The organism is Flavobacterium shii (assembly GCF_025847235.1).
Lineage (GTDB): Bacteria > Bacteroidota > Bacteroidia > Flavobacteriales > Flavobacteriaceae > Flavobacterium > Flavobacterium shii.
Map to the genome: position 1 here is coordinate 96,851 of NZ_JAOZEW010000004.1, position 19,836 is coordinate 116,686.

The window sequence follows — 19,836 nt, forward strand, 5'->3', positions numbered from 1 at the left end:
TATTATTTATCTTGATACTAATCCTGCCGAATTACCATCTAGCATATTTTCAACTTCTTTTAACGTAACCAAATTATAATCGCCTGCAATGGTATGTTTTAAGCAACAAGCCGCAACTGCAAAATCTAATGCTCTTTGGTTATTATTTGGGTATTCTAGTAATCCGTAAATTAATCCGCCCATAAAGGCATCACCACTACCTACACGATCTACAACAGGTGTTACCTCTTGTACTGCAGCATGATAAATCGCTTTTCCGTTAAACAAAACACCGCCAATTCTCTGGTGAGATGCACTTACAGAATAACGTAATGTTGTAGCTACAGTTTTTAAATTCGGAATCAATTCGAATAACTTGCTGTACAAAACAGGAAGTGATTTCTCATCCTGATAATTCGGATTTACTTTAGGGATTCCGAGCATGAAATAAGCCGTATCAATATCTCCTAAAATAACATTGCTGTATTGTAACATCTCTGGCATAACATCACTTGGAGCTTTGCCATATTGCCATAATTTTGATCTATAATTTAAATCGCATGAAATAGGAATTCCTATTTTATGAGCTACTTTAATAGCTTCTAGACAAGCTTCGGCAGCGCTTTGAGAAATCGCTGGAGTAATTCCACTCCAATGAAACCAATTTGCACCTTCTAAAACTTTCTCCCAATCGATTAATCCTTTTTCAATAGTTGCCATCGAGCTATGAGCACGGTCATAAACGACATTACTTCCTCGTGTTCCAGCTCCTGTTTCAAGAAAATAAATACCTAAACGTTCTCCTCCATAAATTATATTTTGGGATGCCACGTTCATTTTTCGCATTTCTTTTACTGCCGAAGCGCCAATTTCGTTTTCGGGTAATCTGGTAACAAACTCAGCATTTAAACCATAATTAGCCAAAGACACACAAACATTAAATTCGCCTCCGCCATAATTGGATCCAAATGTTTTAGCTTGAGAAAAACGAAGATGCCTTTCTGTCGAAAGACGTAACATAATTTCACCGAATGCAACTACTTTATTCATATTGTTTTTATTTACCATTAAGATAATTTAACCGCTAAGGGCGCAAAGATTTACGCAAAGTCCGCAAAGTTTGGAACCATTAAGACATTAAGAAAAATTAAGATTTAGCCTTATTGATGTTTTTTACCACAGCTTAAAAGGATTTTATCACGCAAGCTTCGAAATTGCGGACTTTGCGTAAATCTTTGTGAACTTTGCGGTTAATTTTTTCACAATCCAATTCTTTTCATTCTTTTAAACTCAAACCCTTAATTTTTCTTAATCTCTTAATGGTTTAATTTTTTGCAGACTTTCTGGTTAATTAACCTTTAAAACTTAAAATATTCTTTTGCGTTATTATAAGAGATATCCTGAACCATTTTTCCTATCCATTCCATATCATTAGGAAGTTCTCCACGTTTTATTTCGTCTCCTAAAAGATTACAAAGAATACGTCGGAAATATTCGTGTCTTGGGAACGATAAAAAGCTTCTGGAATCGGTTAGCATTCCTATAAAACAACTAATTAATCCCATGTTCGAAAGAGCGTTTAATTGCTTGGTCATTCCGTCTTTTTGGTCTAGAAACCACCATCCTGATCCAAACTGCACTTTCCCTTTTATACTACCATCGTTAAAATTCCCTATCATCGTTGCCATAACTTCATTATCGGCAGGATTCAAGTTGTAAATGATTGTTTTAGTTAATTTATCTTTACTATCTAATGCATTTAAAAATGAAGATAACTTTTGCGCTTGCGGATAATCCCCTATAGAATCCCAGCCTGTATCTGGTCCTAAAATCCTGTGCATTCTTGCATTATTATTTCGCAATGCTCCTAAGTGAAATTGTTGTACCCAACCAAACTCGTGATAGGTTTCGGACAAGAATAACAATACTGCACTTTGAAATTTCAAGGCTTCATCAGGTGTAATTGCTTGATTTTCTCTTTTCTTTTTGAAGATGGAATTAATCTCGTTTTCAGTGAAGTTTTCAAAGTAAATTTGATCTAGTCCATGATCACTAAGTTTGCAACCATTTTTGGCAAAATATTCAATTCTGTTTTTTAAAGCGCTGCATAAATCAGTATAAGAACTAATTGTAATTCCGGCAACTTCTCCCAGCGTATCAATGTATTGATTGTAACCATCATTAGAAATTAAGATTGCTTTATCAGGTCTAAAAGCGGTACTCATCTTAGTTCCTATAGGGTACTTGGCTAGTTTTTGATGGTATTCTAAATTATCAATTGGATCTTCGGTTGTACAAACCACTTCGGCATTTACTTTTTTAAGTAAGTTTTGTGTGCTATATGATTCTGAATTTATTTTCTCCGACGTTTCGATATATATTCTCTCTGCCGATTTCTCATTCAATAAATCATAAATATCAAAATAACGAGCTAGTTCTAAGTGTGTCCAATGATATAAAGGGTTACGCATCGTGTACGGAACTGTTTTTGCCCAGTTCATGAATTTATCTTTATCAGAACCATTTCCTGTTATAAATTGCTCATTAATGCCTAATGTACGCATAGCACGCCATTTGTAGTGATCGCCATTTATCCAAACCTGAGTTATGTTTTCAAAAATTTTATTCTCAGCAATAAATTGCGGATTCAGGTGATTATGGTAATCTATTATCGGTTGATTCTTGGAGTAATTATGATATAATTCTTCGGCGAATTTATTTTCAAGTAAAAAATTATCGTTTATAAAAGGTTGAGTAGCGCTCATACTAGTAATTTAAAAAGTGATTATTCGTTTGATGGTTTTCCGATTGTGGCTAATATTCCACCATCAACATATATGATTTGACCGTTTACAAATCGGCTAGCTTCAGAAGCTAAGAAAACTGCCGTTCCAGCTAAATCTTCTGGGTCTCCCCAACGTCCGGCAGGCGTCCGGCTTATAATAAATTCATTAAATGGATTTCCGTCTACGCGAATAGGTTCCGTTTGCGAAGTAGCAAAATAACCCGGCCCTATTCCGTTAACCTGAATATTGTGTTTAGCCCATTCTGTAGCTAAGTTTTTGGTAAGCATTTTTAATCCTCCTTTTGCGGCAGCGTAAGCAGAAACACTATTTCGTCCTAACTCACTCATCATCGAGCAAATATTAATGATTTTGCCTTCGTTACGCTCAATCATTTTTCGTCCCACTAATTGCGACATGATAAAAGCTCCAACTAAATCAACATCTATAACACAACGAAAATCTTCGATTGGCATACTTACCGCAGGCTCTCTCTTAATGATTCCTGCATTGTTTACCAAAATATGAATTGGTCCTTGATTCTTCTCGATTGCTTCGATTTGTTCTGCAACAATTTTTTCATCCGTTACATCAAAAATATATCCTGATGCTTTGTATCCTTTACTTTTGTAATACGCAAGCGCTTCTTCTAATTTGCTTGGCGTTGTGCTGCTAATTACAAGTTCTGCTCCAGCTTGTGCCAAACCTTCGGCCATAGCCATACCCAGACCATGTGTTCCTCCAGTTATTAAGGCTCTTTTATTGCTTAAATCAAATAACTTCATGATGCTTTATTTTAATTCGTTTGGTGCAACGATGTCCATATCTCCGTAATCCAAATTTTCTCCCGCCATTCCCCATATAAAAGAATAGTTAGATGTTCCCGCTCCAGAGTGAATAGACCATTCTGGGGATAAAACTGCCTGATGATTTTGCATGAAAATATGGCGTGTGTTTTGCATTTCTCCAAGGAAATGACAAATGGTTTGTGGTGCTTCCAGATCAAAATAAAAATACGCTTCCATCCTTCTGTCATGTGTGTGAGCTGGCATTGTGTTCCAAACATTTCCTGGTAATAACTCTGTTAATCCCATTTGCAACTGGCATGTCTGAACAATGCTGTTCACAATCAATTTATTTAAAACCCTGCGATTGGCTGTCTTTTCTTCTCCTAACTGAATTACTTCGGCGTTTTCTTTACCTACTTTTTTATTTGGAAATTTTGCATGAGCCGGAGCTGAGTTGATATAAAACAAAGCTTGTTCTCCATTGGCACTTGCAAACAAAACTTCTTTGCAACCCTGACCTACATATAAAGCTTCTTTTTTATCTAATTCGAATACTTCTCCATCTACAGTTACGGTTCCTTTTCCTCCAACGTTTATAATTCCTAACTCTCTTCTGTCTAGAAAATTCTCTGATTTTAAATATGGAATCGTTTCTAATTTCAACACTTTTCCTACTGGCATGATTCCACCAACAATGTATCTATCATACATAGAATACGTAAGCTGAATTTGGTTTTCGATGAATAGCTTCTCTATTAAAAACTGAGCTCTTAATTCGTCAGTACCATACTTCTTAAAATCTGTTGGGTTTGTCGCGTATCTAAATTCAAAGTTTGTCATAATTTCTATTTAAAAATGTAATCGATTACAAAACTACGTAATATATTCTAATTAGTCATAATTCATTGGGCGTAATTTCAAAAATGTTTGTTCTCTACAACATAAAAACATAGATTTTATATGTAAAAAGGACTCAAAAAAGAAACACATTTCTTTCACATAATAATCTTTGTGTTTATAAATAAGTGAAACGCCTTTTTAGGACTAGAAAATTCTATGCTACTATGTGCTTAAAAATTACTCCAACGACATAATTTATTATTATAAATCAGTGATAGGTGCATATTTTGGTACTAAAAGCTTCATTACCGTCCAACCTGTTAAGTAACAAATGGCACAAATAGAGAAAATGATAAAATATCCAGCTTCGATTCCGTGAAAGCCCATAAAGGACATATTGGTTTCTTTACTGTAATCAAACAATAATCCTGATCCTTTATTGATTATTGTAGAGCCAACACCTCCAGCTAATCCGCCAATACCTGTAATGGTTGCGATTGCTTTTTTAGGAAACATATCCCCTACTGTTGTAAATATATTAGCCGACCAAGATTGGTGTGCTGCTCCCGAAATACCAATAATAATTACTGGCAACCAATAACTTATATATCCTAATGGCTGAGCAATTAATGCTAATAACGGAAAGAATGCAAAAATTAACATGGCTCTCATCCTGCCTTCATACGGGTTCATTCCTTTCTTTTCGACAAAATAAGTGGGTAACCAACCGCCAATAATCGAAAGTAATGTTATCATGTATAAAACAAATAATGGCAAAGCTGCTTGGGTAGAATCCATTCCGTAAACGGAGCTTAAATAAGCTGGTGTCCAGAATAAGAAAAACCACCAAACACCATCGGTCATAAACTTCCCAAAAGCAAAAGCCCATGTTTGTCTGTACTTAAAACAATCTACAAAAGATACTTTGGTAGTCGTTGCAGGAACATAACCTTCAAGTTTACTGTCGGCAATATCGTCTTGCTGAATATATTCTAACTCTGCAGCACAAACTTTCGGGTGTCTTTCTGGTTTATCGTACATCAAAACCCAAAATCCCATCCAAACAAAACCTAATGCTCCTATAATAATAAATGCCATTTCCCAACCAAAAGATTTAGCTATAAACGGAATTGATATTGGTGCTGCCAATGCACCAACGGTAGCACCTGCATTAAATATACTTGTTGAGAAAGCTCTGTCTTTTTTAGGAAAATATTCGGCTGTAGTTTTTATCGCTGCAGGAAAATTTCCCGCCTCTCCTATTGCCAAAATAAAACGGGCAAAAATAAACAGCGTAACACTCACGTTTATTACCATTCCTGTATCATTTATAGAACTAATAATTTCTTTAGAACCTTCAAATCCTACAAACCAATTACCAGTTATTATTCCTGAAGTTGCAATACCGCAAAATGCATGCAAACAAGCTCCAAAAGACCAAATTCCGATTGCCCAAAGAAATCCTCTTTTAGTATCTAACCAATCCACAAATCTTCCAGCAAACAATAAAGAAACAGCATAAAATATAGAAAATAAAGCAGTGATGTTTCCATAATCATTGTTTGTCCAATGAAACTCAGGCGCGATATAATCACTCCATGTCAAAGAGAGAACTTGTCTGTCTAAATAATTGATTGTTGTAGCAAAAAATAACAATGCACATATACTCCAGCGATACTTTCCAGTGGATTTAGTGGTTTGGTTCATGGTTTTGGTTTATTATGGATAGTTAAAAAATTATTCTCTTTATTTATGCTGATAAATTTCAAAATTTAGGCAGAAATAAATTTTAATGTAATCGATTGCACAAATATAGTTTTTAATACTAACTTAGCAAATAATTTAAATATTTTTTTGAATAATCTATTTAAATAAACATATAGCATAAAAAAACTAGCTCTTAAGTGCGCATTAACTAATATATTTGTTAAATGAAGTTATATAGAAAAACAGTTCAATTGAGTCTAAAAATTACAATATATAACCACAAGTAAAGGGGATTTATGTTGATTATTTTCTTCGTGATTATACGGCTTTGCGAAGTATAAATTAAAACCTTATCAAAAATGAAAAACAACACCAACTTCAGGAATTATACTCCATTTATAATCCTAATGCTATTCTTTAAAATTGGAACTCCGCTATACGCTCAGGATAAAGTTATTCCGCTTTGGGCAACTAGTATTCCAGACGCTATAAATGCACCAAATTATCAAGAAAAAGAAACATTAAAAGATGGCATCATAACAGGTGTTAGCTTTGTTACAATCCCAACATTAGCCATATACTTGCCTAAAGAAATAAAACAAAATGGAACATCGGTATTGATTCTTCCCGGTGGTGGATATTCGCATTTATCAATAGATAAAGAAGGTGCAAAAGTGGCAAAATGGTTCAACTCGCTAGGAATTACAGCTTTTGTATTAAAATATAGATTACCAAGCAATTTGATTATGAAAGACAAAACAATAGGGCCATTGCAAGATGCACAAGAAGCAATGCGCTTTATTCGAAAAAATGCCAGTCAATGGGGTTTAGATTCTGATAAAATCGGCGTTATAGGATTTTCTGCAGGAGGACATTTGGCATCGACGCTATCAACACAATATAATGATATCGTGTACAAAACAGATAATACCACTAGTGCAAGACCTAGTTTTTCGTTATTGATTTATCCTGTAATATGCATGACCAATGAAGTTACTCATAAAGGATCTCAGACTAATTTATTGGGAGCAAATCCTTCTCAGGAATTAATAGATAAATTCTCCAACGAAAAAAGAGTAACTCCCGAAACACCTCACGCTTTTCTTGTTCACGCAACCGATGATACTGTTGTTCCATCTGAAAATAGCATCAATTATTATCTGGCACTCAAAAACAATAAAGTTTCTGCCGAATTACATTTATACGAAAAAGGCGGACACGGATTTGGTTTAGGCGTAAAAGATACAAGTCGGTTTTGGACAAAAGATTGTATGGAGTGGTTGAAGGCTAATGGGTATTTGTAAAGTGTGAAGATGAAAGATGAAAGATGTGAGAGACAAGACTGAAACTGATTTTTAGAACTTTTATAAATCCATTTAATTTTTTTAATCTGTGGCAAAAAACAAAACCCCACAACATACTCATTACCAACAAACTGTACATAATTACACTCTTTGCGTATTATTATGTTCTATTACAGTTGTAAATTTATTAAATCGTAAAATAATTATTATAATCAAAAAATAAATAAAATGTCACTATCCTACGAATCAAGATATGCTTCGAGTCCGCAAGCCGTTAAGCAATATGATACTGCACAATTAAGAAGCGAATTTTTAATAGATAATCTAATGAAGAAAGGCGAAATCACTCTCACCTACTCTCATTATGACCGCTATATTGCTGGTTCTGTCGTTCCAGTTTCTCCGCTAAAACTAGAAACTATTGATCCATTAAAAGCTGAATATTTTCTGGAAAGAAGAGAATTAGGAATTATAAATGTTGGCTCAAAAGGATCTGTAGAAGTTGACGGAACAACCTATGAGCTTGGACATAAAGATGCACTTTATATTGGGAGCGGAAATAAAGAAGTCATCTTCAAAAGTGATAATCCCGAAAATCTTGCTTTGTTTTATTTAAACTCTGCTCCTGCACATACGCAACATCCAACCAAAAAAGTAAGTTTGGCTGAAGCCAATAAATTGCAACTCGGAACAATGGAAACGGCTAATCATAGAACTGTAAACCAAATGATTATTGGCGGAATCGTAACTACTTGCCAATTGCAAATGGGAATGACGGAATTAAAAACTGGAAGCGTTTGGAACACCATGCCAGCGCATGTACATGACCGCCGAATGGAAGTCTATTTTTACCTCGATATTCCCGAAAACCAAGCCGTTTGTCATTTTATGGGCGAACCACAGGAAACACGACATATCTGGATGAATAATCATCAGGCTGTGATTTCTCCGCCTTGGTCGATACATTCGGGTTCTGGAACTTCTAATTATACTTTTATTTGGGGAATGGCAGGAGAAAACCTAGATTATGGCGATATGGATGTATGTAAAATAACCGATTTAAGATAAACAATATGATAAACTCATTATTTGATATAAAAGGAAAAATTGCTCTGATTACTGGTAGTACACATGGTTTAGGAATGGCAATGGCAAAAGGATTGGGTCAGGCTGGAGCAACGATTATCATAAACGGAAACTCTTCGCAACAAAAAATTGACGATGCTGTAAAAGAACTTCAACAAGAAGGAATTCATGCCGTAGGATATAAATTTAATGTAACGAGCGAACAAGAAGTCATAACAGCTGTAAAGAAAATTCAAGACGAAGTAGGTCCAATCGATATACTTATTAATAACGCCGGAATCATAAAACGTATTCCTCTTATAGATATGGAAGTAGATGATTTTAAAGAGGTAATCGACATCGATTTAGTTTCTCCTTTTATAGTTTCTAAACACGTTGCCAAAGGAATGATTGAAAGACGACAAGGCAAAATCATTAATATTTGCTCAATGATGAGTGAGTTAGGTCGCAATACTGTTGGAGCTTATGCTGCTGCAAAAGGTGGTTTGAAAATGCTGACTAAAAACATGGCTACAGAATGGGCGAAATACAACGTACAAATAAACGGAATTGGACCTGGTTATTTTGCTACCGAACAAACAAAACCCATTCGCGTAGACGGACATCCTTTTAACGATTTTATAATCAGCCGAACTCCTGCTGCCAAATGGGGAGAACCAAGCGATTTGGCTGGAGCTGCAATCTTTTTATCATCCAAAGCAAGTGATTTTGTCAATGGTCATATTTTATATGTCGATGGCGGAATTTTGGCTACGATTGGTAAACCATCTAATGAAAATTAAAACATTTATATTTTGAAAAAACATCTTTTATTAACCGCAATTCTAGCGAGTAGTTTTGCTGTTCATTCTCAAAACAAAACAATTACGGTTACCAATTCTCTCCCAATAGATCGGGAATTTGAAACGATAGAACTAACCAAAAAGGCTCTTGGTTTATCCGCTACAGCGAAACTTGAAAATTATATTGTAAAAGAAAGTAATAGTGACATAATTTTAGACAGCCAATCTGTAGATAATGATGGCGATGGTATTGCAGATGTATTATTGTTTCAGCCTAAGATAAAAGCTTCTTCTCATAAAGAATTTAACGTTTTGCCTACCACTACTCCACCAACACCAAAAACTATAAACTGTTACTCGAGATTTGTTCCCGAAAGAACTGACGATTATGCTTGGGAAAACAACAAAGTAGCTTTTAGAACTTACGGTCCCGTTGCTCAAAAAATGGTCGAAGATAAGGTAGCAGGCGGAACTCTAACTAGTGGAATTGATGCTTGGCTAAAAAGAGTTGAATATCCTATTATTAATAAATGGTACGAGAAAGCAACTTTAGGAACTGGAACGTATCATAAAGATACTGGTGAAGGTTTAGATAATTTTCATGTGGGAGATAGCCGCGGAATTGGTGGAATTGCAGTAAATATAGATGGGAAATACTATTTCTCTAAAAATTTCGTCACTTGGAAAACCATAACTACAGGACCAATTAGAACTAGTTTTATTCTTACTTATGCCGATTGGGATGCTAAAGGAAATAAAATAACAGAATCGAAAACTATTAGCTTGGATTACGGAAGTTATTTATCTCGCTTTGAAATTGCCATTACAGGTACCAAAACAATTGCTGCCGGAATAACGCTTCATGATAAAAAAGGAACAATCGGAACCAACGTAAAAGAGGGTTGGTTGAGTTATTGGGAACCTCTTGAAGATTCTGAAATTGGTATGGGAATAGTTGCTCCAAAAAATACTTTAACTGGATTTGACAACTACATAACCAACAATAAAGATTTAAGCAACCTTTACGCAAATCTAGCTGTAAAGGATAGTAAAACAGTTTATTATGCAGGTTTTGGATGGAAAAAAGGAAGCCCATTCCAAACAAAACAAGAATGGGAAACCTATTTAAGTACGTTTGCTAAAAAGATAAATAACCCACTTGTAGTGAAAGTGAAGAAGTAAAATATTTTCTTGCCACAGATTAAATGATTTTAAAAGATTAAATCAATTTAAACTGTGGCAAATTTTCTTGTAATATTGTAAATCTCTGTGTTGAGACGCACTGCGGTGCGCCTCTACGATTCCTAGATTGTGGAGAAACAGTACTTTTTTATGTGTATGTCATCCTGAGCGGAGTCGAAGGGCGATATGGGGCTTCGACTCCGGTCAGCCTGACAATATTGGGGTTAGTTTGTGCGTAAGCACATCCTAATAATCTTTGAATCCCCTTGCTCCTTTGAACCTTTGAACCTTTGCTCCTCTGAACCTTTGCTCCTCTGAACCTCCTTTCCTAAACCCCCGAATAATTCTCTTTCAAAATTATCTCTAGCGGAATATAATGTATATTCTCTACTGGCTCTTGGAGTACCAATTTCTTATACAAATAATTGATTCCCATATAACCTTGTTCTTCAGGTCTTTGGTTGATTAAAAAATCGATTACTCCCTTATTTAGGTATTCAATATTTTCTTTAAGTAAGTCATAACCAATAATTCGAACACCTTTTATATTGTTTTCATGCAAAAATCTAGCTACAATATAGGCTCTGGAATTAGGAACAAAAACACTATTAATCCCTGAGAACATTTCTGTGTTTAATTGATTTATTCCAGAATCTTTGATAGTTACTTCCGAGAATTTAAAATTGGTGAGTTCATCATGATCTTTAAAAAAAGAATAGAAACCATTAATGCGTTGCAAATAAACCGAAGTACTTTCTATTTCTCTGGTAATTTTAAAAATTAATACTTGCCTTTCATTTTTTACAGCAAAGCTAATAAGCCTTCCTGCCAAATAACCACTCTGAAAAGCATCCTGACCTATATAAGCGTGTTCCTGATTGCTACTAATATTAGAATCAATCATCACAATCGGAATATTTTTCTTTTTGTATTCGTTAAGAAAATTAACCGATTCATCGTGAAAAATTGGTGCAAATAACAATCCGTCACAATCAAAATTCATTACTTTATTAAAAGATTCTTTGAAAGAAATTACATTAAAATTGTAGAAAAAATAATCCAGGACAACTCCAAATTTGCCAAATTCTAAAGCAGCTTTTTCTATTCCTGCTATTTGACTTTTCCAATATTCCAGATTTTCATATTTGGGAAGAAACACAGCAAAATGGAATTTTTTATTCAATGCAAGATTGCTCGCTAGTATGTTTCTTTTGTAACCATACTTCTCAATTATAGCATTTACTTTATCCACATTATCCTGAGTAACCTGTCCCCGATTATGAATGATTCTGTCCACCGTTCCTGGTGATACATTAGCTAATTCTGCTATTTTTTTTATCGTTATGATATTAGTAGTCTTTAAGTTAAAATAATCTTGTTAAAATGTAAATTTAATTTTTTTTTATTGAAGATAACTTGTTTTAGTTAACTTTTTATATACATTTGTAACAACCCGTGTGCGTACACGTAAAATTACACATATGTCAAAAAGAATCATAACTTTTGGTGAAATACTTTTAAGACTTTCTCCACCAAACCACTCAAAACTATATAAAGCAAAGTCTTTTGAAGCTCATTATGGAGGTGCCGAAGCAAATGTTGCAGCTTCATTAGCGCTTTTTGGATGTGATGTGAAATTTGTAACCGCTGTTCCCGATAACGAACTTGGAGATTCCGCTTTAAGCGAATTAAGATCATATGGGGTTGAACCTATTGCAGTAAAACAAGGAAATCGTTTAGGAGTGTATTATTTTGAACAAGGAGCATCGGAAAGACCAGGAAAAGTTCTTTATGACAGAACGAGTTCTTCTTTTGCAAATCTTAAAAAAGGAATGATAGATTGGGAAACTATATTTAAAGATTCAGATTGGTTTCATTGGTCAGGAATAAACGCATCGTTATCTCAGGATTTAGCCGAATTATGTAAAGAAGCTTTAGAGGTTGCATCGAAAATGGGTTTGACAATTTCTGCCGATTTAAACTACAGACCTACCTTGTGGAATTACGGCAAAAACGCATCCGAAATTATGCCTGAATTGGTACAATATTGCGATGTATTATTAGGTGGTACAGACGACTCAGAAAAGTGTTTGGGTATAAAAATAAATCCATCAGAAACAATAGAGAATGTTTTTACTAAATGGAAACAACAATTCTCAAAACTTAAAACAATTGTTTCAACAATGCGATACGATGCCAACGCATCTTCGAACATAATTGGCGCTGTTTTATGGGATGGTACAAATTTGCTAAAATCAAAAGAATATAACATTACACATATCATTGATCGCATTGGAGCCGGTGATGCATTTATGGCAGGATTAATTTATGGCTTAATAGCTTATCCGGATTCAAATCAAGTAGCACTTGAATATGCTGTTGCGGCTTCATGCTTAAAACATTCTATCCCGGGAGATGTAAATTTATCGACTGTAAACGAAATTATTGCTCTTATAAATGGTGCCGGTGGCGGAAGAGTTATTCGTTAAAATCTTATCTTAGTATGATAATTAAAAAATAAGAATAAGACCTAACATAAAAACTTAAAAAATGATTATAGATTCATTAAACAACGCAGCAAAATATTACAGTTTACACCCTAATTTCAAAAAAGCATTTGATTATGTAAACGAAAATGACATTAGCAAACTCCCAGAAGGATCATTTGAAATTGCCGAAGGTTTAAAAGTAATAGTTATTGTAGGTGCAGGAACTACAAAAAAAGAAAGTATCAAAGGTTTTGAATGTCACGATAAAAATATCGACATACAAATTTCAATAAAAGGTCCAGAAACTTTTGCTTGGAAACCAAGAGAAAAATGCATTAGTCCAAACGGAGATTATAGCAATGAAAAAGATGTACGCTTTTTTCATGATACTCCGGATATGTTTTTCCAATTACAAGAAAAACAATTTGCTATTTTATTTCCCGAAGATGTTCACGCCGCAATGATAGGCGATGGAATATTAAAAAAAATCGTAATCAAAGTTAAATTATAAAGTCATGGATAAAATTCAAAATGCAATAGATACGATAGTAGAGCAAGGGATTGTTCCGCTTTATTTCAATAAAGATGAAAGTATTAGCTTGGAAACGCTAAGAGCACTTTACAGGTCAGGTATTAAAGCTGTAGAATATACTAATAGAGGTACAGAAGCATTGTCTAATTTTAAGAAAATGGTTGCTATTAGAGATTTAGAAATGCCTGGAATGTTATTAGGAATCGGAACGATAAAGAATATGGAACAAGCCAGAGAATTTCACGCCAGCGGAGCAGATTTTTTTATAAGCCCTGGTTTTGTTCCCGAAGTTGCTGATTTTTTATTAAGCAAAAAAATACTGTATATCCCAGGTTGCATGACACCAACAGAAATTATAACTGCTGAAAATGCAGGAATTAAATTCATTAAACTTTTCCCTGGAAACATATTAGGCCCCGATTTTTTGAGCAGTATTAAAGATATTTTCCCATCATTGCTTTTTATGACAACAGGAGGTGTAGAAACCAATCACACAAGTATTCTAAGTTGGTTTAATGCTGGAGCTTCTGCTGTAGGAATGGGAAGTAAACTCATTACCAAAAAGCGCATGAATGAAGCAGATTACGATGTTATAGAAAATGAAATCAAGAAAGTTCTGGAGATAATTAAAATTATACAAAACAAAAATAATTAACCGTAAAAGATTGTACGCGGATGACACGGATTCGCAAAGGCGAAAACGCAGATAAAAACGGATTTTTTAAAAATAGATCAACAGGGGAAAATCCGTTTTTATCCACGTCTTTACTTTAGTAAATCCGCTTAATCCGCGTTCTATTTTAGACAAATTATAAAAAGTAGATACATCCAACATAAAATAAAAACAAGCATAAAAATTAATATGGATTCAATATTTAATCTAAAAGGAAAAATTGCGCTAATAACAGGCGGTGCTGGTGTATTGGGAAGCAACTTTGCTGCTGTTTTGGCCAAACAAGGCGTTATTACAGGTATTGTTTCTCAATCGATTGAAAAAGCCAATAAAATTGTAGCACAAATACAAAACAATGGCGGTAAAGCATTTGCTATACAAGCAAACGTATTAAAAAAAGAAGAACTCGAGAATGCAAAAGATTTTATCGTAGAAAAATACGGCCGTCTGGATATCTTGATAAATGCAGCTGGAGGGAATATGCCTGGGGCAACTATAAGTCCTGATCAGGCGATATATGATATGAATGTTGATGATTTGCAAAAAGTAGTAGATCTAAATATAATTGGTACAATGTTGCCATCACAGGTATTTTCGGAACTTTTTGCCAAGCAAAAACAAGGAAATATTATTAATATTTCGTCGGCATCGGCACAAAGACCATTAACTAGAGTTGTTGGTTATTCGGCATCAAAAGCTGCGATAGATAATTTCACACAATGGATGGCGGTAGAATTAGCGTCTAAATATGGCGAAGGCATTCGTGTAAACGCAATTTCACCGGGCTTTTTTATTGGCGAACAAAACAGATCTTTATTACTAAATCCTGATGGAGGATTAACTCCAAGAGGCAAAAAAATTATAGAGCATACGCCAATGGGAAGATTTGGAACACCTGAAGATATTGATGGTGCACTTTTATTTTTATGCAGCGATATGTCAAAGTTCGTGACGGGAACTATTATAAAAGTTGATGGTGGGTTTTCGGCTTCGAGTATTTAAATTTTTGTAATGACATTTACCGCAAAGTGCACAAAGGTTTACGCAAAGTTCGCAAAGCTTTGTCTTTATTTCGCTTTGCTTTGAGATCGCAAAGGGATTGTGAAAAATTAAAGATCTCATTGAAAGAACGATAAAAGAAAATAGTTCTTATGAAAATGAATGTCCTAGCCCCGATAGTAGTGGAAATCCTTTTATCCTGGGGTTCAGGATAAAAGATTGAAACGGATAGCGGGAATAGCTTCTAAATAGTAATAAAAATAATACTTACAAGATTTTAGAAACCTATGAGGATAAAATCTAATTAAAAAATAAATCAAAATGGAACAGACATTAAGATGGTTCGGACCAAATGACCCCGTTTCTTTATCAGATATTTTACAAACCGGAGCTACAGGAATTGTAACTGCCTTACATCATATCCCAAACGGAGAAGTATGGGAAGTGGATGAAATAATAAAAAGAAAAGTACTAATTGAACATAAAGATGGAGATCCAAAAAAAGGAGTTTCAGGTTTAACGTGGTCGGTTGTAGAAAGTATTCCTGTTCATGAAGACATTAAGAAACGAACAAGTAATTATCTTCAATATATTGAAAACTATAAAGAAAGCATCCGAAATCTTTCGTTGTGTGGAATAAAATGTATTTGCTATAATTTCATGCCTGTTTTGGACTGGTCTAGAACAGATCTGGCTTATGAACTGCCAGATGGATCAAAAGCATTACGTTTTGATATCAATGCTTTTGCTGCTTTTGAATTGTTTATTCTAAAAAGACCCGGTGCCGAAAAAGAATATACACCTATACAAATAGAAAATGCTCTTAAATACTTCGAGTCTATGACCGAAGCAGATAAAGTAAAATTGCAACAAAACATTCTGGCAGGACTTCCCGGAGCCGAAGAAGCTTATTCTGTAGATGATTTTCTGGTTACTTTGAGTGGCTATAATGATATTGACAGAAGAACTTTAAAAGAGAATCTTTTCTCTTTCTTAAAAGAAATTATTCCTGTGGCAGAAACAAAAGGGGTTTTGATGGCAATTCATCCCGATGATCCTCCCTACCCGATTTTAGGTTTGCCAAGAGTTGTAAGCACCGAAGAGGATTTAATAGAATTAATGAGCGCTGTCGAGTCAAAATCGAATGGTTTTACTATGTGCACGGGTTCGTATGGCGTAAGAGCCGATAATGATTTAGCGGGTATGGTATTGCGTCATGGTGATAAAATGAATTTTATTCATTTAAGAAGCACTCAAAGAGATGAAGAAGGAAGTTTTTACGAGGCCAATCATCTTGAAGGTGATGCTAATATGTACGAAGTGGTAAAAGCTATTATCGAAGTAGAGAAAAGAAACAATAGTTCCTTGCCAATGCGCCCAGATCATGGGCACCAAATGCTAGATGATTTGAATAAAAAGACAAATCCAGGATATTCTGCTATTGGTCGATTGAGAGGATTAGCTGAATTAAGAGGGCTTGAAATGGGAATTAAAAGAAGCTTATAAAACCACGCTGTATGTCTGAAAATAAATTTATATCACAAGATTTTTTACTTCATAATAAAGTAGCGGTTTCCTTGTATCATGATTTTGCAAAAGCGCAACCAATTATAGATTATCATTGCCATTTGTCTCCAAAGGATATTGCCGAAGATAGACAGTTTGAGAATATTACTCAAATTTGGATAGAAGGCGATCATTATAAATGGAGAGCAATGCGTGCCAACGGAATAGCCGAGAAGTATATTACGGGAGATGCTTCTGATTTTGAGAAGTTTTCTAAATGGGCTGAAACGGTACCTCATACTTTAAGAAATCCCTTATATCATTGGACTCATCTGGAATTAAAACGTTATTTCGGAATTGATATATTACTGAATAAAAAGACCGCTGCAGTAATTTATGATACTTGTAACGAATTATTAAAACAGCCCGAATTCAGCGTTAAAAATTTGCTTAAGCGAATGAATGTGCAAGTAGTAGGAACTACAGATGACCCAACGGACGACTTGAGATATCACAAGCAATTGCAAGAAGATAAATTTGAAATCTCGGTATTACCATCTTTTCGTCCTGATAAAGCAACCGAAATAGAAAAGGGAAAACTCTTTGTAAACTGGGTTCAGAAACTAGAAGAAGTTATAGGTTTCTCTATAAAAGAATATGCTTCGTTTATAAAAGCGATACAGCTAAGACATGACTTTTTTCATGAAATGGGTTGCAGAATATCTGATCACGGACATACAACATTTTATGCAGCAACATATACCGAATCGGATATTGAATCGATTTTTGAAAAAGGATTGAATCTAGCCGAATTATCGGATATCGAAATCCAACAATTTAAATCGGCTGTATTATTTGAGATTGCTTTAATGAATAATAAAAAGTCATGGACGCAGCAATTTCACGTAGGTGCTATTAGAAACAACAATAGCAAGATGATGCAATTAATTGGTCCTGACCAAGGATTTGATTCTATTGGAGATCTGAATATGTCAGAAAATATGAGTCGCTTTTTTGACAAGCTAAATTCTCATAACGGACTCACCAAAACGATTGTTTACAATTTGAATCCGCGTGATAACGAAATGTTTGCGTCTATGGCAGCTAATTTTAACGATGACCTTATTCCGGGGAAAATGCAATACGGAGCTGCTTGGTGGTTTCTGGATCAAAAAGACGGTATGGAAAAGCAACTAAATGTCTTGTCAAATTTTGGTTTATTAAGCCGATTTGTAGGCATGGTAACCGATTCTCGTAGTTTTTTATCTTTTCCGCGTCACGAATATTTCCGTCGCATATTATGTAATGTTCTAGGCGAAGAAGTCGAAAAAGGAGAACTCCCAAATGATATTAATCTCATTGGAGAAATGATTAAAAGAATTTGTAGTGAAAACGCGATAAGCTATTTTGATTTCCCTAAAAAAGAATAAAAAGTTAACCACAAATTACACAAATTTTCACAAATTTATTCGCGTAAAGCTTTGCTAGCCTTGCGTAAGCCTTTGTGGACTTTGCGGTTAATTTTTTGCCACAGATTAAAAAGATTAAAAAAGTTAACCACAAATTACACAAATTTTCACAAATTTATTCGCGTAAAGCTTTGCGAACCTTGCGTAAGCCTTTGTGAACTTTGCGGTTAATTTTTTCGCCACAGATTACAATTAGTAACTAAAAATTTGAGCGAATTCGTGCAATTCGAAGCAAAAAACAACTAAATAAAACAATATTCCAGTTTGAGAAATAACCACTCTCAAGCTCATTACAATAAAAAATGCTATTAACCACTATTAACTACCATGAACATCAAAAACGAACCAATCGGAAAATACCGCTGGACCATCTGCGCCTTACTTTTCTTTGCTACTACAGTTAACTATCTAGACAGACAGGTATTAAGTTTATTGGCTCCTAGCCTATCCAAAGAATTTAATTGGTCTAATACCGATTATGCCAACATAACTGCAGTGTTTCAGTTTGTTTACGCCATTTCGATGCTATTTGCAGGAAGGCTTATCGATAAATTAGGTACAAAATTAGGTTACATCTTAGCCATATTTGTATGGTCTATAGGTGCAATTATGCATGCTTATGCAATACCTATCGGGAGTAGTTTTAACAACTTACTTGTTTGGGTTGGGATTGGTGCTGTTCCTGTTTCGATTGCAGGTTTTATGATTTCGAGAGCTTTTTTAGGCTTTGGAGAATCTGGGAATTTTCCTGCTGCGATAAAAGCTACTGCCGAATATTTCCCTAAAAAAGAACGCTCATTTGCTACCGGAATATTCAATTCTGGTTCTAATGTTGGAGCCATATTAGCCCCCTTAACTGTGCCTTGGATTGCTGTAAACTGGGGATGGCAAATGGCTTTTATAATCATTGGTGCAATTGGTTTTATATGGATGTTTTTTTGGTACGTATTATACGAAAAACCAATAAACCAGAAACGATTATCTCAAGCAGAACTTGAATATATATGTGAAGAAGAAATACAAGAAGAACCAACTGAAGATGATTCGAAAAAAGAAAAAATATCTTGGATAAAACTCTTAAGCTACAAACAAACTTGGGCGTTTGCTTTTGGTAAATTCATGACCGATGGAATCTGGTGGTTCTTTTTATTCTGGTTGCCTAAATATCTGGAAGCACAATTCGGAATGGTAAAAACCGAAATCACAATTCCATTGGCGGTATTGTACAGTATGACTATGGTGGGAAGTATTTACGGAGGTTATTTTCCTATGTACTTCATAAACAAGGGATATAATCCTTATGAAGCTCGAATGAAAGCCATGTTTATAATTGCGCTCTTCCCCTTATTTGTTCTTTTTGCTCAACCACTAGGTCATGTCAGTTTCTGGATTCCGGTTATATTTATCGGGATTGGCGCATCGGCACATCAGGCTTGGTCGGCTAATATTTTTACTACGGTTTCGGATATGTTCCCTAAAAAAGCCGTTGGATCCATCATTGGAATTGGCGGAATGGCTGGCGGACTTGGTGGTGTAATTGTCTCTAAATTGGGTGGTGCTTTATGTGATTATTATGAAAAATTAGGACATATAGAAACAGGATATACTATAATGTTTATCATCTGTGCTTGTGCTTACTTAATAGCTTGGACTTTAATGAAAGCTTTAGTACCAAAATATAAGCTTATTACTGATTTATAATACCACATTAACTAAC

Annotated in this window: 17 protein-coding genes; 11 read left to right on the plus strand and 6 right to left on the minus strand. The window is 34.7% G+C overall.

Annotated features, from left to right (window positions below):
• Window positions 1-6: 6 nt before the first annotated feature.
• The 5 genes from OIU83_RS05545 to OIU83_RS05565 form a co-directional block, all read right to left on the minus strand.
• Window positions 7-1,029, minus strand: a complete 1,023-nt coding sequence (locus tag OIU83_RS05545; RefSeq protein WP_264205277.1) for a sugar kinase — start codon at window positions 1,027-1,029, stop codon at window positions 7-9.
• Window positions 1,030-1,337: 308 nt separating this feature from the next.
• The gene (gene uxaC / locus OIU83_RS05550; protein ID WP_264205278.1) at window positions 1,338-2,744 is read right to left on the minus strand and encodes a glucuronate isomerase; all 1,407 of its coding nucleotides are present in this window, start codon (window positions 2,742-2,744) and stop codon (window positions 1,338-1,340) included.
• A 20-nt stretch (window positions 2,745-2,764) separates the two neighbouring features.
• On the minus strand, window positions 2,765-3,547 hold the full coding sequence (locus tag OIU83_RS05555; RefSeq protein ID WP_264205279.1) for a gluconate 5-dehydrogenase: 783 nt from the start codon (window positions 3,545-3,547) through the stop codon (window positions 2,765-2,767).
• Between the two features lie 6 nt (window positions 3,548-3,553).
• The gene (gene kduI / locus OIU83_RS05560) at window positions 3,554-4,390 is read right to left on the minus strand and encodes a 5-dehydro-4-deoxy-D-glucuronate isomerase (protein ID WP_264205280.1); all 837 of its coding nucleotides are present in this window, start codon (window positions 4,388-4,390) and stop codon (window positions 3,554-3,556) included.
• A 261-nt stretch (window positions 4,391-4,651) separates the two neighbouring features.
• Window positions 4,652-6,097, minus strand: coding sequence for an MFS transporter (locus OIU83_RS05565; protein WP_264205281.1), 1,446 nt, complete (start codon window positions 6,095-6,097; stop codon window positions 4,652-4,654).
• 359 nt (window positions 6,098-6,456) lie between these two features.
• On the opposite strand from OIU83_RS05565, the gene OIU83_RS05570 reads away from it, so the two are divergent.
• From OIU83_RS05570 to OIU83_RS05585, 4 genes are all read left to right on the plus strand, one after another.
• Window positions 6,457-7,401: an alpha/beta hydrolase gene (locus OIU83_RS05570; protein ID WP_264205282.1), complete on the plus strand. Its 945-nt coding sequence runs from the start codon at window positions 6,457-6,459 to the stop codon at window positions 7,399-7,401.
• Window positions 7,402-7,629: 228 nt separating this feature from the next.
• Window positions 7,630-8,469 carry a 5-dehydro-4-deoxy-D-glucuronate isomerase gene (gene kduI, locus OIU83_RS05575; RefSeq protein WP_264205283.1) on the plus strand — a complete coding sequence of 280 codons (840 nt, stop codon included), beginning with the start codon at window positions 7,630-7,632 and terminating at the stop codon, window positions 8,467-8,469.
• A gap of 5 nt (window positions 8,470-8,474) precedes the next feature.
• Window positions 8,475-9,269 carry a gluconate 5-dehydrogenase gene (locus OIU83_RS05580; RefSeq protein ID WP_264205284.1) on the plus strand — a complete coding sequence of 265 codons (795 nt, stop codon included), beginning with the start codon at window positions 8,475-8,477 and terminating at the stop codon, window positions 9,267-9,269.
• Between the two features lie 12 nt (window positions 9,270-9,281).
• Window positions 9,282-10,451, plus strand: a complete 1,170-nt coding sequence (locus tag OIU83_RS05585) for a DUF4861 domain-containing protein (RefSeq protein WP_264205285.1) — start codon at window positions 9,282-9,284, stop codon at window positions 10,449-10,451.
• 328 nt (window positions 10,452-10,779) lie between these two features.
• On the opposite strand, the gene OIU83_RS05590 is transcribed toward OIU83_RS05585, so the two are convergent.
• Window positions 10,780-11,799, minus strand: coding sequence for a substrate-binding domain-containing protein (locus OIU83_RS05590; RefSeq protein WP_319005349.1), 1,020 nt, complete (start codon window positions 11,797-11,799; stop codon window positions 10,780-10,782).
• 133 nt (window positions 11,800-11,932) lie between these two features.
• Here OIU83_RS05590 and OIU83_RS05595 point away from each other — a divergent pair, with 133 nt between their 5' ends.
• The 7 genes from OIU83_RS05595 (at window position 11,933) to OIU83_RS05625 (ending at window position 19,820) form a co-directional block, all read left to right on the plus strand.
• A complete protein-coding gene (locus tag OIU83_RS05595) occupies window positions 11,933-12,940 on the plus strand; it encodes a sugar kinase (RefSeq protein WP_264205286.1) in 1,008 nt (335 codons plus the stop codon).
• A 61-nt stretch (window positions 12,941-13,001) separates the two neighbouring features.
• On the plus strand, window positions 13,002-13,451 hold the full coding sequence (locus tag OIU83_RS05600) for a YhcH/YjgK/YiaL family protein (RefSeq protein WP_264205287.1): 450 nt from the start codon (window positions 13,002-13,004) through the stop codon (window positions 13,449-13,451).
• 4 nt (window positions 13,452-13,455) lie between these two features.
• Window positions 13,456-14,127, plus strand: a complete 672-nt coding sequence (locus OIU83_RS05605) for a beta/alpha barrel domain-containing protein (protein ID WP_264205288.1) — start codon at window positions 13,456-13,458, stop codon at window positions 14,125-14,127.
• A 207-nt stretch (window positions 14,128-14,334) separates the two neighbouring features.
• Entirely contained in the window at window positions 14,335-15,147 is an 813-nt protein-coding gene (locus tag OIU83_RS05610; RefSeq protein ID WP_264205289.1) for an SDR family oxidoreductase, read from the plus strand.
• A gap of 318 nt (window positions 15,148-15,465) precedes the next feature.
• On the plus strand, window positions 15,466-16,650 hold the full coding sequence (uxuA, locus tag OIU83_RS05615) for a mannonate dehydratase (protein ID WP_264205290.1): 1,185 nt from the start codon (window positions 15,466-15,468) through the stop codon (window positions 16,648-16,650).
• An 11-nt stretch (window positions 16,651-16,661) separates the two neighbouring features.
• Window positions 16,662-18,080 (plus strand): glucuronate isomerase, encoded by a 1,419-nt coding sequence (gene uxaC / locus OIU83_RS05620; protein ID WP_264205291.1) that lies wholly within the window; start codon window positions 16,662-16,664, stop codon window positions 18,078-18,080.
• A gap of 366 nt (window positions 18,081-18,446) precedes the next feature.
• Window positions 18,447-19,820, plus strand: coding sequence for an MFS transporter (locus OIU83_RS05625; RefSeq protein WP_264205292.1), 1,374 nt, complete (start codon window positions 18,447-18,449; stop codon window positions 19,818-19,820).
• Window positions 19,821-19,836 lie beyond the last annotated feature (16 nt).

Excerpts from the sequence above, each read along its gene's own strand:
- OIU83_RS05555 (WP_264205279.1), bottom strand. The coding sequence starts at position 3,547 with ATGAAGTTATTTGATTTAAGCAATAAAAGAGCCTTAATAACTGGAGGA.
- uxaC (WP_264205291.1), top strand. The coding sequence starts at position 16,662 with ATGTCTGAAAATAAATTTATATCACAAGATTTTTTACTTCATAATAAA.
- kduI (WP_264205283.1), top strand. The coding sequence starts at position 7,630 with ATGTCACTATCCTACGAATCAAGATATGCTTCGAGTCCGCAAGCCGTT.
- OIU83_RS05595 (WP_264205286.1), top strand. The coding sequence starts at position 11,933 with ATGTCAAAAAGAATCATAACTTTTGGTGAAATACTTTTAAGACTTTCT.
- OIU83_RS05610 (WP_264205289.1), top strand. The coding sequence starts at position 14,335 with ATGGATTCAATATTTAATCTAAAAGGAAAAATTGCGCTAATAACAGGC.
- uxaC (WP_264205278.1), bottom strand. The coding sequence starts at position 2,744 with ATGAGCGCTACTCAACCTTTTATAAACGATAATTTTTTACTTGAAAAT.
- OIU83_RS05600 (WP_264205287.1), top strand. The coding sequence starts at position 13,002 with ATGATTATAGATTCATTAAACAACGCAGCAAAATATTACAGTTTACAC.
- OIU83_RS05565 (WP_264205281.1), bottom strand. The coding sequence starts at position 6,097 with ATGAACCAAACCACTAAATCCACTGGAAAGTATCGCTGGAGTATATGT.
- uxuA (WP_264205290.1), top strand. The coding sequence starts at position 15,466 with ATGGAACAGACATTAAGATGGTTCGGACCAAATGACCCCGTTTCTTTA.
- OIU83_RS05605 (WP_264205288.1), top strand. The coding sequence starts at position 13,456 with ATGGATAAAATTCAAAATGCAATAGATACGATAGTAGAGCAAGGGATT.
- OIU83_RS05545 (WP_264205277.1), bottom strand. The coding sequence starts at position 1,029 with ATGAATAAAGTAGTTGCATTCGGTGAAATTATGTTACGTCTTTCGACA.
- OIU83_RS05625 (WP_264205292.1), top strand. The coding sequence starts at position 18,447 with ATGAACATCAAAAACGAACCAATCGGAAAATACCGCTGGACCATCTGC.
- kduI (WP_264205280.1), bottom strand. The coding sequence starts at position 4,390 with ATGACAAACTTTGAATTTAGATACGCGACAAACCCAACAGATTTTAAG.
- OIU83_RS05570 (WP_264205282.1), top strand. The coding sequence starts at position 6,457 with ATGAAAAACAACACCAACTTCAGGAATTATACTCCATTTATAATCCTA.
- OIU83_RS05580 (WP_264205284.1), top strand. The coding sequence starts at position 8,475 with ATGATAAACTCATTATTTGATATAAAAGGAAAAATTGCTCTGATTACT.